The organism is Paractinoplanes hotanensis (assembly GCF_023717965.1).
Classification (GTDB): domain Bacteria; phylum Actinomycetota; class Actinomycetes; order Mycobacteriales; family Micromonosporaceae; genus Actinoplanes; species Actinoplanes polyasparticus.
Window position 1 is genome coordinate 41323 of sequence record NZ_JAMQOL010000044.1, and the last position, 14583, is coordinate 55905.

General features: G+C 67.9%; 21 protein-coding genes. 7 read left to right on the forward strand and 14 right to left on the reverse strand.

All coding sequences use genetic code 11. The features are described 5' to 3' along the window. Positions 1–173 precede the first annotated feature (173 nt). The 4 genes from LXN57_RS30315 (at position 174) to LXN57_RS30330 (ending at position 2726) form a co-directional block, all read left to right on the forward strand. Complete coding sequence (locus tag LXN57_RS30315) at positions 174–698, forward strand: 3'-5' exonuclease (RefSeq protein ID WP_251801614.1); 525 nt, start codon at positions 174–176, stop codon at positions 696–698. Between the two features lie 230 nt (positions 699–928). Next, on the forward strand, positions 929–1657 hold the full coding sequence (locus LXN57_RS30320) for a nucleotidyltransferase domain-containing protein (RefSeq protein ID WP_251801615.1): 729 nt from the start codon (positions 929–931) through the stop codon (positions 1655–1657). A gap of 92 nt (positions 1658–1749) precedes the next feature. Beyond that, entirely contained in the window at positions 1750–2406 is a 657-nt protein-coding gene (locus LXN57_RS30325) for a ribonuclease FAU-1 family protein (protein ID WP_251801616.1), read from the forward strand. A 125-nt stretch (positions 2407–2531) separates the two neighbouring features. Then, the gene (locus LXN57_RS30330; protein ID WP_251801617.1) at positions 2532–2726 is read left to right on the forward strand and encodes a hypothetical protein; all 195 of its coding nucleotides are present in this window, start codon (positions 2532–2534) and stop codon (positions 2724–2726) included. Positions 2727–2728: 2 nt separating this feature from the next. Here the strand turns inward: LXN57_RS30330 and LXN57_RS30335 are convergent, their stop codons facing one another. Both LXN57_RS30335 and LXN57_RS30340 read right to left on the reverse strand, forming a co-directional pair. Continuing rightward, positions 2729–2953 (reverse strand): hypothetical protein, encoded by a 225-nt coding sequence (locus tag LXN57_RS30335; RefSeq protein ID WP_251801618.1) that lies wholly within the window; start codon positions 2951–2953, stop codon positions 2729–2731. A gap of 454 nt (positions 2954–3407) precedes the next feature. Beyond that, positions 3408–3800, reverse strand: coding sequence for a helix-turn-helix domain-containing protein (locus tag LXN57_RS30340; RefSeq protein WP_251801619.1), 393 nt, complete (start codon positions 3798–3800; stop codon positions 3408–3410). 159 nt (positions 3801–3959) lie between these two features. Here LXN57_RS30340 and LXN57_RS30345 point away from each other — a divergent pair, with 159 nt between their 5' ends. The 3 genes from LXN57_RS30345 to LXN57_RS30355 all read left to right on the forward strand — a co-directional run bounded on the left by LXN57_RS30345 (position 3960) and on the right by LXN57_RS30355 (position 7478). Next, positions 3960–5324, forward strand: coding sequence for a hemolysin family protein (locus LXN57_RS30345; protein ID WP_251801620.1), 1365 nt, complete (start codon positions 3960–3962; stop codon positions 5322–5324). After that, positions 5321–6397: a hemolysin family protein gene (locus tag LXN57_RS30350; RefSeq protein ID WP_251801621.1), complete on the forward strand. Its 1077-nt coding sequence runs from the start codon at positions 5321–5323 to the stop codon at positions 6395–6397. Before LXN57_RS30345 ends, LXN57_RS30350 begins: the two co-directional genes overlap by 4 nt. Before the next feature lie 76 nt (positions 6398–6473). After that, on the forward strand, positions 6474–7478 hold the full coding sequence (locus tag LXN57_RS30355) for a sporulation protein (RefSeq protein WP_251801622.1): 1005 nt from the start codon (positions 6474–6476) through the stop codon (positions 7476–7478). Between the two features lie 188 nt (positions 7479–7666). On the opposite strand, the gene rpsQ is transcribed toward LXN57_RS30355, so the two are convergent. From rpsQ to tuf, 12 genes are all read right to left on the reverse strand, one after another. Further along, positions 7667–7942 (reverse strand): 30S ribosomal protein S17, encoded by a 276-nt coding sequence (rpsQ, locus tag LXN57_RS30360; RefSeq protein WP_133873220.1) that lies wholly within the window; start codon positions 7940–7942, stop codon positions 7667–7669. Beyond that, on the reverse strand, positions 7939–8172 hold the full coding sequence (gene rpmC / locus LXN57_RS30365) for a 50S ribosomal protein L29 (protein WP_133873221.1): 234 nt from the start codon (positions 8170–8172) through the stop codon (positions 7939–7941). Before rpmC ends, rpsQ begins: the two co-directional genes overlap by 4 nt. Then, positions 8172–8597, reverse strand: a complete 426-nt coding sequence (rplP, locus tag LXN57_RS30370; RefSeq protein WP_097322770.1) for a 50S ribosomal protein L16 — start codon at positions 8595–8597, stop codon at positions 8172–8174. The genes rpmC and rplP overlap by 1 nt, the downstream gene beginning before the upstream one ends. 3 nt (positions 8598–8600) lie before the next feature. Beyond that, entirely contained in the window at positions 8601–9461 is an 861-nt protein-coding gene (gene rpsC, locus LXN57_RS30375; protein ID WP_221376857.1) for a 30S ribosomal protein S3, read from the reverse strand. Then, entirely contained in the window at positions 9461–9925 is a 465-nt protein-coding gene (rplV, locus tag LXN57_RS30380) for a 50S ribosomal protein L22 (RefSeq protein ID WP_221376858.1), read from the reverse strand. Before rplV ends, rpsC begins: the two co-directional genes overlap by 1 nt. Positions 9926–9956: 31 nt before the next feature. After that, positions 9957–10238, reverse strand: coding sequence for a 30S ribosomal protein S19 (rpsS, locus tag LXN57_RS30385; protein ID WP_097322773.1), 282 nt, complete (start codon positions 10236–10238; stop codon positions 9957–9959). 13 nt (positions 10239–10251) lie between these two features. Then, the gene (rplB, locus tag LXN57_RS30390; RefSeq protein WP_097322774.1) at positions 10252–11091 is read right to left on the reverse strand and encodes a 50S ribosomal protein L2; all 840 of its coding nucleotides are present in this window, start codon (positions 11089–11091) and stop codon (positions 10252–10254) included. A gap of 14 nt (positions 11092–11105) precedes the next feature. Continuing rightward, entirely contained in the window at positions 11106–11408 is a 303-nt protein-coding gene (rplW, locus tag LXN57_RS30395) for a 50S ribosomal protein L23 (RefSeq protein WP_221376859.1), read from the reverse strand. Beyond that, complete coding sequence (gene rplD / locus LXN57_RS30400; protein WP_221376860.1) at positions 11405–12052, reverse strand: 50S ribosomal protein L4; 648 nt, start codon at positions 12050–12052, stop codon at positions 11405–11407. The genes rplW and rplD overlap by 4 nt, the downstream gene beginning before the upstream one ends. Next, on the reverse strand, positions 12049–12699 hold the full coding sequence (gene rplC / locus LXN57_RS30405) for a 50S ribosomal protein L3 (RefSeq protein ID WP_221376861.1): 651 nt from the start codon (positions 12697–12699) through the stop codon (positions 12049–12051). The genes rplD and rplC overlap by 4 nt, the downstream gene beginning before the upstream one ends. Before the next feature lie 12 nt (positions 12700–12711). Continuing rightward, positions 12712–13020, reverse strand: a complete 309-nt coding sequence (gene rpsJ / locus LXN57_RS30410) for a 30S ribosomal protein S10 (RefSeq protein ID WP_097322778.1) — start codon at positions 13018–13020, stop codon at positions 12712–12714. A 308-nt stretch (positions 13021–13328) separates the two neighbouring features. Beyond that, on the reverse strand, positions 13329–14522 hold the full coding sequence (gene tuf / locus LXN57_RS30415; RefSeq protein WP_221376862.1) for an elongation factor Tu: 1194 nt from the start codon (positions 14520–14522) through the stop codon (positions 13329–13331). Positions 14523–14583 lie beyond the last annotated feature (61 nt).

Consider the following 14583-nt stretch of genomic DNA (forward strand, 5'->3'; position numbering starts at 1 on the left):
CTACTCGCCGAAGCGCTGCCGGTTCTCGGCGCGACATCGGCGCCCGAGGTGGCGTTGTTCAGCCCGGCCGCGCGGCTCGGGTTCGACCACCCCGCCATGCGCGGCGACACGCTCGTGCGTACCGACCGATCCTCGAGATCGCGGCCGTCCGGCTCCTGCACGGCCACCCGGACATGGCCACCGCCTACACCACCGGCATCGACCCCGGCCGGGCCATCCCCGCCCGGCCATGGATCTCCCCCGGCTTGGCTGGCACCGCCCTTAGCGGCCAGCCGACCCTCGACGGCATCCGACCCGCCCTGCACGCCCGGCTCACCGGCGCCTGGCTCGTCGGCCACAACATCAGCGTCGACTGGCGACTGTTACACCGGCACTTACCCGACCTGTCCATCGCCGGGCTCCTCGACACAATGCGCCTCGCGAAAGCCGCCAACCTCCCCAGCAGACTCGGCCTGACCAACCTGCTGGCCCACCTCAACCTGACCGCAGCCGTCACCGCGGCCGCACCTGGCAGCCGTCCCCGCCGCGCACTGTGGGACACCACCGCAACAGCCATGCTGCTCCCCGCACTGATCCGCCACCGGTTCATCTCAGATTCCACACTGCAGCAGGTGACCGCCGTCGCCGGAACTCCTATCGCACGACCAACGCCAGCAGCCGAAGCGGCCACAGATCCGCCACCGACCCTGTTCGAGTGAGCCCTGAATATGCGGAGGTCTGCGCGAAGCGAATCAGATGATCGACACCAGTGGCAACCAGGTCTTTCGTCATCGGCGCTGTCCCGCCAGTTCGGCGGCTCTGCACCGCACCATGCAATTCACCGACCCGGAACACACGGTCCCACCACGACGATCGGCGGCCCAGGATGAACGAACGCACCACCCCGGCCAGCGGCGGCTCCAGACCCGAACCGCACGAGCTGAAACACTTGACGACGGCCCGTGCAGCCTGGCTCGACGAAACGATCAGAACCCTGGCCCGCCACACCTGGGTGGGCGGAATCTGGCTGGTCGGATCACTCGGCCGGGGCGAGGCCGACGCCTACAGCGACGTGGACCTGGTCGTCGCGGTCGACCACACCGCCCCCACGACAGTATTCACCGACCCGGTCGCCGGTCTCGGGATCAGCGGCCACATCCTCTACCGACGCCCGAAACCGAGAAACGCGCCGAAGGACGGCGCGTACCTTGCCGTCGGGATCGATCTGGCCGGCCTCCCCGTGCTGGTCGACGTGTTCGTGTGGCCGGCTGCGACCGCCACCGTGTCCGCCGGTGCCACTGTGGTGTACGAACGCGACGTGCTGCCCCGCTCGACGCTGGGCTTCATCCCGCTGATGGACCAACATCGCAGTGACGACCGCCGCGGCTCAGACCCTGACGCCCCCGGCACCGTACTGATGCTCGTCCAGCTGGCCGGCAAGCATCTGGTCCGCGGCAACCAGCCGAAACTGGCCGGGATCTGCGACCAGCTCGCCATTCCCACCGATAGCTGCGAAGTCACCGCCCTGCGCACCGTCCTCGACCAGCGCATCGACACCGTCACCTACATGGACTCCACCGAGGGAGTACGCGCTGTGCACCGGCTCCTCGACCTCATCGAGCGGCATCTCGCCGGCACCCTCGGACCCGCCATCGAAAACTCACCGGACCAGCACTGACCGACTCGGAACGCATCCGCAACAGCTAGGACCCAGAGCGGGACGGCATCAACCCTTCACCGACAGATCTCTGCAGAACGGGGACTTCCGAGATGACCTTGCCACCATTCGCCTCCGGCGCCACGGTCGTGCGACGGGACCTGCTCAACGGCCGGGTATGGACCGCGGCGCCGCACCGCGTCCTGCACGATGACGGGACCACGCTGGTGCTGGCGACCTGGCCCGGCACCGTCGGATACACACCGGCCAACTGGATCAGATGGTTCACCACCGGCAACGAACAGGCACGCCAGCAGGCGGTCGCCGACCTCACCCGCGGCCAATGGGAAATCGGCCGGTGGGTCTGGCAGGACACGATCGTCCTGACCTGGGTCGGGCTCGACCCGGACTTCAACCTCCAGCTCTACCGGCCCGTCGACGGCAGCCCGGAGCACTGGAAAATCAACTTCGAGCGGCCAGTACGCCGCACCTCGATCGGCATCGACACCTTCGACCTGCTGCTGGATCTCGTCACCGATGCCACCGGGGCATGGCACTTCAAAGACCTCGAGGAGTACGACGAGATCCGCCGCCGAGGCCTTATTTCAGACGCCGAACACGAACGTGTGCAAGCGGCTACGCACCGCGCCCTTGCCTTCACCGAAGCAGGCATGAGGCCACTTGTCGAGGACTGGACTGGCTGGCGGGTGCCCGATGGCTGGCCGACACCGGAGCTACCGCCGGGGGCGTTGGACAATCCCGCGCGGTAGACGCCTCGGCCCCAGCCCCGGTGGTCGTGCTCGCTCGAAGCCCCATCGCTGTCGCGAGTTCATTCGTCCGCTCGAGCCTCTATCACCGATGGGGGTACGCCGACCGGTATCGGCAGATGATCACCATGACCGGTGCCGGACCGCATGCCGGGTTCAGCGCTCTGGTGCCCGACGATGATCCGGACGAGCTGACGGGGCTGGTCCGGATGATCGTGCTCAACACGGTGCTCCTCGACGGCACGGCGACGGGCCTTCGTGATGGCGTGCGAACGGCCGGCGCCGACGGCAACGCGAACGCGCCTCGGCACCGACCGTCCTGACGTTACTTGCTGGCGTCGGCCAGCGACGCGATCGCCACCGCGGCACGGATCTGCGGGCTTCGGCCCAGGTCGCCGATGGTCTTGATCCCGAATGCCTTGTCCAGAGCGTCGGCGTCGGCCTTGCTCACGCCGGCGAGAGCGTCGACCGGCGCGTCCGGCAGGGCATGCAGGTCCAGGTCCTCGAACTTCTTGTCGAGAAGCTTGTCGAGGTTGGCGCTGACCGTCATAGCTTTTCCTTCCATTGGGAGTTGCTCCGTTGTCGACCTCGACCGCTGCCAGCCGAGGAACTGGTGGCGCCCGTCATCCGCTTGCGGATGACGGGCGAGATGGGCGGCGTGAGGGTGCCGGTGCGTCCCGCCTTGGCCGGTACGGGTGAGGCGGGACGACGGATTCGGAGGACACGGCGCTGCCAGGCCCGGCGCGGGCGCCTGTCGAGGCCTTCGTCGCAGGACTGACCGCTGAAGGCGTGCTCCCGTCCGGCTTCGCCCAAGGGCCATCAACCACGTGATCGGACACGAAACGGACAGTAACACGTTTGACTGTATGGTTGGTGAGAGGTCACTCCACCGAGGACTCGTGGCTGGAGGCGCTGCTCCGAAGCTTGGCGCCGGCGGGCGGGCAAGCCGCCGACCACGGTCGCAGAACCCGTGGGGGCGGACCGGGTGACGCCACCCGTGGGCGTCAGACCAGCGGTGAATCGATGATCGCCAGGGCCAGATCGATGAGGGCGTGGGCGCGTCCACTGATCAACGTGAGTAGTGCTTGCGTGTGCGGGGCGGCCTCGGCCGCCTCCTGCAGTGCTCGGAGTCCAGTGGCCAGGTGGTCCAACTTCGAGGCGAGATCGGTGTCACCGGCGCCGTTGAGCGCGGTAGCTATCGTCTGCAGGCTCAGGCCGTGCTCTTCCAGCTGTTTGATGGTGGCGATGGTGTCGACGGCGGCCGGGTCGTAGAGGCGGAACCCGCCGCCGGTTCGTTCGGCGGTCTGCAGCAGCCCGAGCTGGGTGTAGTAGTCGACGGTGCGGGTGCTGACGCCGGCTTGGGTGGCGAGTTCGCCGATGCGTAGCAGGGTGCTCACCGCGTTGACCTCCCGGCGGATCGACTTTCAGCGACCATACAGTCGTGCGTGTTAGTTTGCGGAGGTGTCCAATAGTACGGCCGAAGGCTGTAGTACCTGGCCGGGAGTGACCCGGTCCCATATCCCACGCTGCGGATCCCGCGACGGCGGTGAGCCCCGGTGTTGATCACCATCGGCATTCTGGCGATCGTGTTGCTGACTGCGGCGACCGGTTACTTCGTGGCGCAGGAGTTCGCCTACGTCGCCGTCGATCGCGAGAAGCTGCGGGCCATGGCCGACGACGGCGACCAGGCCGCCGAACGCGCCCTGCGGGTGACGCAGCGGCTGTCGTTCGTGCTGTCCGGCGCCCAGGTCGGGATCACCGTGACCGCGCTGCTCGCCGGCTATGTCGCCGAACCCTATCTGGGCCGGGGCACCGCCGATCTGCTCGGGTTGACCGGCCTGTCCGAGACGGCCAGCACTTCCATTTCGATGGTGTTCGCGCTGTTGTTCGCGACCGTGGTGCAGATGGTGCTCGGTGAGTTGGCGCCGAAGAACCTCGCCATCGCCAAACCGGAGACCCTCGCCCGCGCCCTGTCCCGCTCGACCCTGATCTATCTGGCCGTGGCCGGCCCGATGATCCGCATGTTCGACGCCACCGCCAACCGGTTGCTACGCGCCATCGGCATCGAACCCATCGAAGAGCTCCCGCAGGGTGCCACCAGCGAAGACCTGGATCGGATCATCGCCAACGCCAGCAGCGAGGGCACCCTCGACGCCCGAGCCGCCCAACTACTCGATCACGGCCTGGACTTCCGGGTCCGGACCGCCGCCGAGGCGATGAGGCCGCGGGTGGACGTCACCACCATCGGCGCCGGCGAGCCGGCGTCGCGGGTTGTCGACCTGCTCGACACCGGGCACTCCCGGTTCCCGGTGACCGGAGACGGCGTCGACGACGTCATCGGCGTGGTGTCCATCGCCGACGTCGTCACCCTGGAGGCGGCCGCCCGGACCACCACCGCGGTCCGCGACCTGGCCACCGAGCCGGTGGTCCTGCCCGAGTCCGCGCCGTTGCCGGAAGTCCTGGACCGGCTCAAGCAGGCGCATCGGCAGATGGCGATCGTGGTCGACGAGTACGGCGGCTTCGCCGGCATCATCACCCTGGAAGACGTGGCCGAGGAGCTCGTCGGTGAGATCCACGACGAGGACGACCTGCCCGAACCGGTCATCGAGAAGACCAAGGACGAGTCCTGGCTGATTCCTGGCCGGGCCCGCGTGGACGAGATCGCCGAAGCGACCGGCATCCGGCTGCCCGACGACGACATGTACGACACGATCTCCGGCCTGATCCTGGCCCGCCTCGGTCACCTTCCCGCCGTCCGGGAACAGATCGAGATGCCGCTACCGCCGATGGTCGACGCCGACGGCAAGCCCGTGCCGCAGGGCGTGGCCAGGCTGACCGTGCTGGCCGTACGCCGGCACGTACCCGACCGGGTCGCCCTGACCGTCATCCACGACCACGCCGACGGGCAGGTGACAGCATGAGCACGACCTGGTCCCTGCTGATATCGGTGTTGCTGCTTGCGGCCAACGGGTTCTTCGTCGCCGCGGAGTTCGCCCTGGTCGCCGCGAAACGGCACCGCCTGGAAACCGCCGCTGCCGAAGGCTCCCGCGGTGCCCGGGCTGCCATGGCGGGCACTCGGCAGCTGTCGATGATGCTCGCCGGTGCTCAGCTCGGTATCACGCTGTGCACCCTCGGCCTGGGCGCGCTGGCCAAACCAGCCGTCGCGCACCTGCTCGAACCGGTATTCACCGCGGTGGGCCTGCCGGCGGGTGCGGCGTACGTGGTCGCGTTCATCCTGGCCGTCGCCCTGGTCGGGTTCCTGCACGTGGTCGTCGGGGAGATGGCGCCCAAGTCGTGGGCGATCAGTCACCCGGAGACCTCGGCGCAGCTACTGGCGATCCCGTTCGTCGGGTTCACCACCGTTTTTCGCCCCGTTCTGGTCGCCTTGAACGGGCTGGCCAACGCCTGCCTGCGGCTGTTCAAGGTGACTCCGCAGGACGAGCTGGCGCAGGTGCACAACGCCGAGCAGTTGCAGATGCTGCTCAAAACTTCCAAGGAGCACGGCACGATCGAGGACGCCGAACACGAGCTGCTCACCGCGATGCTGCGGGTGCAGTCGATGTCGGTACGCGAGGTGATGGTGCCGACCGCGCGGATCCTCGACGTCCCGGCGGACGCCGACGCCCGCGCTGTCGAGGTGCGCAGCACCGAGACCGGCCGGTCCCGGCTCCCGGTAACCGACCAGACCGGGACGATCGTCGGTGTCGTGCACGTCCGCGACGCCGCGAAAGCAACCAGCGGCAATCAGCCCGCTACGGCACGGGATCTGATGACCGCCGCCCTGCCGCTGCCGGCCGACACCAGTGTCCTGGACGCCATCGCGATGATGCGCAGCCGGCGCAGCCATCTCGCCCTGGTCGCTGACGGGACCATGGTGATCGGCCTGGTCACGCTGGAGGACCTTCTTGAGCAGGTGATCGGCCAGTTCGACGACGAGACCGATCCGGTCGTGGACGCTGCCCGCCGCGCCGGTCGCACCGCAACCTCTCGCTAGATGTCCGACCGGCCGGGGCACTCTGGCCTCGGCCGGCGGATGGTGGTCCACCCCGCTCTCATGGAGGAGAAAAGACGTGGTCTTCAAAAGGATGCTCGGCGCTCTCGGCGTCGGCGGCCCGAGCGTCGACACGGTGCTGTCGAACCCGAATGCCTACCCCGGCGGTCTGGTGACCGGGCAGGTCAACCTGACCGGCGGCAGTCACGACGCCGAGATCGAGCACATCACGCTGGGCCTGGTCACACGGATGGAGGTCGAAGGCGGCGACGGCGAAGGGGCGGCCACCGGCGAGTTCCACCGCGTCACGGTCAGCGGCCCGATCCGGCTGGCCGAAGGCCAGCACTTGACCGTGCCGTTCCAGCTGGAACTGCCGTGGGAGACCCCGATCACCGCCGTGTACGGCCAGCCGCTGCACGGCATGGTCATGGGGGTGCGCACCGAGGTGTCGATCGCCCGCGCCGTCGACAAGGGCGACCTCGACCCGATCCACGTCAATCCGCTGCCGGCGCAGCAGCGCATCCTCGACGCCTTCGCCCAGCTCGGCTTCCGGTTCAAAGGCGCCGACCTGGAGTACGGGCAGATCGCCGGCATGCCGCAGACCCTGCCGTTCTACCACGAGATCGAATACTTCGCCGCGCCTCACTACGCGCACGCGATCAACGAGGTCGAGCTGACGTTCGTGACCACCCCGTACACCGTGGAAGTGATTCTGGAGTTCGACAAGCGCGGCGGCATGTTCACCGGCGGCCACGACAACTTCGGCCGGTACACCGTCGACCATGCCTCCGCCGACACCATCGACTGGACCCAGCAGGTCGACGCCTGGATCCGCGAAGCCGTCGAACACCGGCAGAACCCCGGCGGATACAGCGCCCCCGGCTACGGGCAGTCGGGGTACGGGCACCCGCATGGCGGCCACCACAACGACGAGCACCACGGCGGTCACGGCAGCGGTATGGGCGGCGTCGCCATGGGCGTGGTCGGTGGACTCGCCGCCGGCTACGTCGCCGGTGAAGTCATCGACGAGGTCTTCGAAGACGACGAAGAAGAAGCGGAAGAAGAAGCGGAAGAAGAAGACTAGAACGTCGTGGGGGGGGGGGGGGGGGGGCCCCCCCCCCCCCCCCCCCCCCCCCCCCCCCCCCCCCCCCGCCCCCCCCCCCCACCCCCCCGCGCCCCCCCCCACCCCCCCCCCCCCCCCCCCCCCCCCCCCCCCCCCCCCCCCCCCCCCCCCCCCCCCCCCCCCCCCCGGCCGGGACCGGCCCCGCGCACTCACTTGGCCTTTTCGAGGATCTCCACGACACGCCACCGCTTGGTGGCCGACAGCGGGCGGGTCTCCATGAGCAGAACCCGGTCGCCGACACCGCACGCGTTCTGCTCGTCGTGCACCTTGAGCTTGCGGGTGCGCCGCAGAACCTTGCCGTAGAGGGCGTGCTTCACACGATCCTCGACCTCGACGACGACGGTCTTGTCCATCTTGTCGCTGACCACGAGCCCCTCGCGAACCTTGCGGTTCGCGCGGACAGTGGCCGTGCTCTCGTCACTCATGCTGTCACCTCATCCGGCGCAACCGAGAGCCCGAGCTCACGTTCACGCATGATCGTATAGATCTTCGCGATGTCCTTGCGGACGACCTGCAGCCGACGGTGATTGTCGAGCTGGCCGGTCGCGCCCTGCACGCGAAGGTTGAACAGCTCCGCCTTGGCCTCCCGCAGTCGCGAAACCAGCTCCTCACCGGAGAGTTCGCGCAGCTCAGAAGCCTTAACGCCCGCTGCCATCAGCTTTCACCCACTTCGCGTGTCACGATGCGGCACTTCATCGGGAGCTTGTGGATCGCGCGGCGCATCGCCTCGCGCGCGATCGTCTCGTTCGGGAACGACATCTCGAAGAGAATGCGTCCCGGCTTGACGTTCGCCACCCACCACTCGGGAGAACCCTTACCGGAACCCATGCGGGTCTCGGCCGGCTTCTTGGTCAGAGCGTTGTCGGGGAAGACCGAGATCCAGACCTTGCCACCACGCTTGATGTGACGGGTCATCGCGATACGGGCCGACTCGATCTGCCGGTTGGTCACGTACGCCGGCTCCAGAGCCTGGATACCGAACTCACCGAAGACAACCCGGTTGCCGCCCTTGGACGCGCCGTGGCGGTCCGGGTGGTGCGGCTTGCGGAAGCCCTTCGGGGGCTTACGCGGCATCAGCATGTGTCAGCCCTCCTGCTGCGTCTCGGCGACCGCCGGCGCCGCGGCGACCGCCGCGTCGTTGGCGTTGTCGCCGGTCGGGGTGTCGCCCTTGGCCTGGGCGGCGGCGGCAGCGCGGCCGGCCTCGGTCCCACCGGCGGTCGTGCCGGACGAACCGGAACGGCCACGGCGCGGACGCTCGGCCCGGTCGGCGCGGTCACGGCGCGGGCGGGCGGGCGCCTCGGGGGCAACCTCGCGACCCGGCACGGCGTCGCCCTTGTAGATCCAGACCTTCACACCGATGCGGCCGAACGTCGTACGGGCCTCGAAGAAGCCGTACTCGATGTTGGCACGCAGCGTGTGCAGCGGGACGCGACCCTCACGGTAGAACTCCGTGCGGCTCATCTCCGCGCCGCCGAGGCGACCGGAGACCTGCACCCGGATGCCCTTGCAGATCGGGTTCTTCATGGCCGACTGCATGGCCTTGCGCATCGCCCGGCGGAAGCTGACCCGGGAGGACAGCTGCTCGGCGACGCCCTGCGCCACCAGCTGAGCGTCCGACTCCGGGCTCTTCACCTCGAGGATGTTGAGCTGGACCTGCTTGCCGGTGAGCTTCTCGAGCTCGCCGCGGATCCGGTCGGCCTCCGCGCCCTTGCGGCCGATGACAATGCCCGGCCGGGCGGTGTGGATGTCGACCCGGACCCGGTCACGGGTCCGCTCGATGTCCACCTTGGAGATGCCGGCCCGCTCGAGGCCCTTGGACATCATGCGGCGGATCTTGACGTCCTCGCCGATGTAGTCCTTGTAGAGCTTGTCGGCGAACCACCGGGACTTCCAGTCGGTGGAGATACCGAGGCGGAATCCGGTGGGGTGAACTTTCTGGCCCATTACTCGGACTCCTCCGTCGTCTGGGGCGCGGCGGCCGGCTCAGCCTTCTTGGCCGGCGTCGCCTTCTTCGCCGCGGCGGCCTTCTTGGCCGGCCGGGCGACCTGGACCGCCTCGACGGCGATCGTGATGTGGCTGGTGCGCTTGCGGATCCGGTACGCCCGGCCCTGCGCCCGCGGACGGAACCGCTTGAGCGTCGGACCCTCGTCGACGAACGCCTCGCTCACGAGGAGCGCGTCCGGGTCGAGCCGCTCGTTGTTCTCCGCGTTCGCGATCGCGCTCGCCAGCACCTTGTAGACCTGCTCGCTCGCGGCCTGCGGCGCGAACTGCAGGACGGTCAGAGCCTCCTTCGCGGGCAGACCGCGGACGAGGTTGACCACACGGCGTGCCTTGTTCGGCGAGATGCGGACGTGCTTCGCAACCGCACGACTGCCCGGAAGCGCCGGTGCGTCGTTCTTTGTTGGCATCGCTGTGACCCCTTTCTTATCCGTGGACTGACTAGCGACGACGGCTCTTGCGGTCGTCCTTCTCGTGACCCTTGAACGTGCGGGTCAGAGCGAACTCGCCGAGCTTGTGACCGACCATGGCCTCGGTGATGAACACCGGGACGTGCTTGCGACCGTCGTGCACCGCGATCGTGTGCCCGAGCATGTCGGGGATGATCATCGAGCGCCGCGACCAGGTCTTGATGACGTTCTTCGAGTTCTTCTCGTTCTGGACTTCCACCTTCTTGAGCAGGTGGTCGTCGACGAACGGGCCCTTCTTCAGGCTGCGTGGCATCTTTTAACTCCCGTTACCCGCGCTTGCGGGTGGCGTAGCGGCGGCGAACGATCAGCTTGTCGCTCTCCTGGCCCTTGCGGCGGGTACGACCCTCGGGCTTACCAGCCGGATTGACCGGGTGGCGACCACCGGAGGTCTTACCCTCACCACCACCGTGCGGGTGGTCGATCGGGTTCATGGCGACACCGCGGACGGTCGGGCGCTTGCCCTTCCAGCGCATACGGCCGGCTTTGCCCCAGTTGATGTTCGACTGTTCGGCATTGCCGATCTCGCCGACCGTGGCCCGGCAACGGATGTCGACCCGGCGGATCTCACCGGAGGGCATACGCAACGTGGCGTACGCGCCTTCACGGCCGAGCAGCTGGATACCGACACCGGCCGAGCGGGCCAGCTTGGCGCCACCGCCGGGACGAAGCTCCACACCGTGGACCGTCGTACCGACCGGGATGTTGCGCAGGGGAAGGTTGTTCCCCGGCTTGATGTCCGCACCGGGGCCGGATTCGACCCGGTCGCCCTGCTTGAGGTCCTTCGGCGCGAGGATGTAGCGCTTCTCGCCGTCGGCGTAGTGCAGCAGCGCGATGCGCGACGTGCGGTTCGGGTCGTACTCGATGTGCGCGACCTTGGCCGGCACGCCGTCCTTGTCGACCCGCTTGAAGTCGATGAGCCGGTACTGCCGCTTGTGGCCGCCGCCCTGGTGCCGCGTGGTGATGCGGCCGTGGACGTTGCGTCCACCCTTCTTGGGCAGCGGGACCAGGAGCGACTTCTCCGGCGTGGACCGGGTCAGCTCGGCGAAGTCGGCGACGCTGGAGCCGCGACGGCCCGGCGTGGTCGGCTTGTACTTACGGATAGCCATTGTTTTACAACCCCTTAGCTGACCGGGCCGCCGAAGGCCTCGATACGGTCACCGTCAGCCAGCTTGACCATCGCGCGCTTCGTCGCCTTGCGCTGACCGAAGCCGGTCCGGGTGCGCTTGCGCTTGCCCTCGCGGTTCGCGGTGTTCACCGACAGCACGCGGACGTTGAAGATCTGCTGGATCGCGATCTTGATCTGGGTCTTGTTCGCGTCCGGGTGGACGAGGAACGTGTACCAGTTCTGGTCGAGAACGCTGTAGCTCTTCTCGGAGACAACCGGGCGGACGATGATGTCGCGCGGGTCGGCGATGGTGCTCACTTGTTCTCCCCCTCGGCGGTCGCCGGCGCGCCCAGGAACTCGTCGAGCGCGTCCTTGGTGAAGACCACCTCGTCGGCCACCAGCACGTCGTACGTGTTGAGCTGGCCCGCCTCGAGCAGGTGCACGGTCGCCTCGTTGCGCAGCGACAGCCAGTTCAGCTCGTCGGTGCTGCTCAGCACGACCAGGACCTTGGTGGACTCGGTGGCCTTGCGCAGCGTGGCGATCGCGGCCTTGGTCGACGGCTTGTCGCCGCTGACGAACGCCTCGACCACGTGCACGCGACCGTCGCGGGCCCGGTCGGAGAGGGCGCCACGCAGCGCGGCCGCCTTCATCTTCTTGGGGGTCCGCTGGCTGTAGTCGCGCGGCACGGGACCGTGCACGACGCCACCGCCGGTGAACTGCGGCGCGCGGATCGAGCCCTGACGGGCGCGACCGGTGCCCTTCTGCTTGTACGGCTTCTTGCCGCCACCGGCGACCTCGCCGCGCGTCTTGGCCTTCGCCGTGCCCTGGCGGGCGGCGGCGAGCTGGGCCACGACGACCTGGTGCATCAGCGGGATGTTCGCCTGCACGTCGAAGATCGCGTCCGGCAGCTCGACCGAGCCGGCCTTGTTGCCCTCGATGTTGATCACGTCAACCGAGCTCACTTGGCACCGCCCTTCTTAGCCGCTGTACGGACCAGGATGAGCGCGCCCTTGGGACCGGGCACCGCGCCCCTGATCAGGATCAGGTTGTTCTCGGTGTCCACCGCCTGCACGACCAGGTTCTGCACGGTGAAGCGCTTGTTGCCCATTCGACCGGCCATCCGCGTGCCCCTGAAGACGCGACCGGGGGTCGCGCAGGCGCCGATGGAACCGGGCGAGCGGTGCTTGCGCTCGACACCGTGGCTGGCCTTGAGGCCGTGGAAGCCGTGCCGCTTCATGACACCGGCGTAGCCCTTGCCCCGGGTCTTACCGGTGACGTCGATCGGCGAACCGACCGCGAACGCCTCGACGGTGACCTCCTGGCCGAGCTCGTACTCACCGGCATCGGTGGTGCGCAGCTCGACGACGTGACGCCGCGGCGACACACCGGCCTTCGCGAAGTGACCGCCCTCGGGCTTGTTCACCTTGCGCGGGTCGATCGCGCCGTACGCCAGCTGGACGGCCGCGTAGCCGTCCTTCTCATCTGTGCGGACCTGGGTCACGACGCAAGGGCCGGCCTGCACCACGGTCACCGGGACAACCTTGTTGTTGTCCCAGACCTGGGTCATGCCGAGCTTGGCGCCCAGGATCCCCTTCACTTGCCTGTCCATCAGTCGCGATCCCTACAGCTTGATCTCGATGTCGACGCCAGCCGGCAGGTCGAGGCGCATGAGCGAGTCGACCGTCTTCGGGGTCGGGTCGATGATGTCGATCAGCCGCTTGTGCGTGCGCATCTCGAAGTGCTCGCGCGAGTCCTTGTACTTGTGCGGCGAACGGATGACGCAGAAACGGTTGATCTCCGTGGGCAGCGGCACCGGGCCTGCGACCGACGCACCGGTACGCGTGACCGTCTCGACGATCTTGCGCGCCGAGGAGTCGACGACCTCGTGGTCATAGGCCTTGAGCCGGATGCGGATCTTCTGTCCCGCCATGGTGGCTTCTGTTTCCTTCTCTCGATGCCGCTACGTGCGAAAGCGGTGGCTCTCGCATGCCCGCAGGACCGTTGATCCTGCGTTGTCCGACCCCCGCGGTCGGGCGTGTCGCGCTGACTCTCAGAAAGCTGCGCACGGCAGCACTCCAGATCGCGGGGATCTTGAGGTGTCTTACGGATGGCCAACAAACACACCCAGACACCCGGCGAGGGTGGCCAGCTGCACAAGGCAGCTGACCACCCCGCTCGGACGCAACCTGACTAGTATGCCGGATTGAGGCCGGCAATGCTAATCGGGGTCACCCTTGCTCAGACGTTGATCTTCGTGACCGTGCCGGCGCCGACGGTGCGGCCACCCTCACGGATCGCGAACTTCAGGCCCTGCTCCATGGCGATCGGCTGGATCAGCTTGACCGACATGCTGGTGGAGTCGCCCGGCATGACCATCTCGGTGCCCTCGGGCAGCGTGACGACGCCGGTGACGTCCGTGGTGCGGAAGTAGAACTGCGGGCGGTAGTTCTGGAAGAACGGGGTGTGCCGGCCGCCCTCTTCCTTCGAGAGGATGTAGACCTGGCCCTCGAACTCCGTGTGCGGAGTCGTGGTGCCCGGCTTCACGACGACCATGCCGCGCTCGACGTCCTCGCGCTTGATGCCGCGGAGCAGCAGACCGACGTTCTCACCCGCGCGGGCCTCGTCGAGCAGCTTGCGGAACATCTCGATGCCGGTGCAGACGGTCTTCGTCGACTTCTCGCGGATGCCGACGATCTCGACCTCCTCGTTCGGCTTGAGGATGCCACGCTCGGCGCGACCGGTGACGACCGTTCCACGACCGGTGATCGTGAAGACGTCCTCGATCGGCATGAGGAACGGCTTCTCGACGTCACGCTCGGGCTGCGGGATCGCGGTGTCGACCGCGTTCATCAGCTCGAGGAGCTTGCCGGTCCACTCCTTGTCGCCCTCGAGCGCCTTGAGCGCCGAGACGCGCACGACCGGAAGGTCGTCGCCCGGGAACTCGTAGGTGCTGAGCAGCTCGCGGACCTCGAGCTCGACGAGCTCGAGGAGCTCCTCGTCGTCCACCATGTCGCTCTTGTTCAGGGCGACGACGATGTACGGAACGCCGACCTGGCGGGCCAGGAGCACGTGCTCCTTGGTCTGCGGCATCGGGCCGTCGGTCGCGGCGACCACCAGGATCGCGCCGTCCATCTGCGCGGCACCGGTGATCATGTTCTTGATGTAGTCGGCGTGGCCGGGGCAGTCCACGTGCGCGTAGTGACGCGTCGCGGTCTGGTACTCGACGTGCGCGATCGAGATCGTGATACCACGGGCCTTCTCTTCAGGCGCCTTGTCGATCTCGTCGAACGGGGTGTACGGGTTCAGGTCCGGGTATTCGTCGTGCAGGACCTTCGTGATGGCCGCAGTCAGCGTCGTCTTACCGTGGTCGATGTGACCAATGGTGCCGATGTTGACGTGCGGCTTAGTCCGCTCGAACTTCGCCTTCGCCACTGGTGTCCTCCTGTGGACTGTGGAATAACTTTTTCCCGGCACGCCCGATAAGGCGATGGGG

Coding starts and splice junctions, on each gene's coding strand:
- LXN57_RS30335 (WP_251801618.1), bottom strand. CDS start 2,953: ATGACGGTCAGCGCCAACCTCGACAAGCTTCTCGACAAGAAGTTCGAG.
- rpsS (WP_097322773.1), bottom strand. CDS start 10,238: ATGCCACGCAGCCTGAAGAAGGGCCCGTTCGTCGACGACCACCTGCTC.
- rplV (WP_221376858.1), bottom strand. CDS start 9,925: ATGCCAACAAAGAACGACGCACCGGCGCTTCCGGGCAGTCGTGCGGTT.
- LXN57_RS30350 (WP_251801621.1), top strand. CDS start 5,321: ATGAGCACGACCTGGTCCCTGCTGATATCGGTGTTGCTGCTTGCGGCC.
- rplP (WP_097322770.1), bottom strand. CDS start 8,597: ATGCTGATGCCGCGTAAGCCCCCGAAGGGCTTCCGCAAGCCGCACCAC.
- rpsQ (WP_133873220.1), bottom strand. CDS start 7,942: ATGAGTGACGAGAGCACGGCCACTGTCCGCGCGAACCGCAAGGTTCGC.
- rpmC (WP_133873221.1), bottom strand. CDS start 8,172: ATGGCAGCGGGCGTTAAGGCTTCTGAGCTGCGCGAACTCTCCGGTGAG.
- rplC (WP_221376861.1), bottom strand. CDS start 12,699: ATGGACAGGCAAGTGAAGGGGATCCTGGGCGCCAAGCTCGGCATGACC.
- LXN57_RS30330 (WP_251801617.1), top strand. CDS start 2,532: ATGACCGGTGCCGGACCGCATGCCGGGTTCAGCGCTCTGGTGCCCGAC.
- rpsJ (WP_097322778.1), bottom strand. CDS start 13,020: ATGGCGGGACAGAAGATCCGCATCCGGCTCAAGGCCTATGACCACGAG.
- LXN57_RS30325 (WP_251801616.1), top strand. CDS start 1,750: ATGACCTTGCCACCATTCGCCTCCGGCGCCACGGTCGTGCGACGGGAC.
- rpsC (WP_221376857.1), bottom strand. CDS start 9,461: ATGGGCCAGAAAGTTCACCCCACCGGATTCCGCCTCGGTATCTCCACC.
- rplB (WP_097322774.1), bottom strand. CDS start 11,091: ATGGCTATCCGTAAGTACAAGCCGACCACGCCGGGCCGTCGCGGCTCC.
- LXN57_RS30315 (WP_251801614.1), top strand. CDS start 174: ATGGCCACCGCCTACACCACCGGCATCGACCCCGGCCGGGCCATCCCC.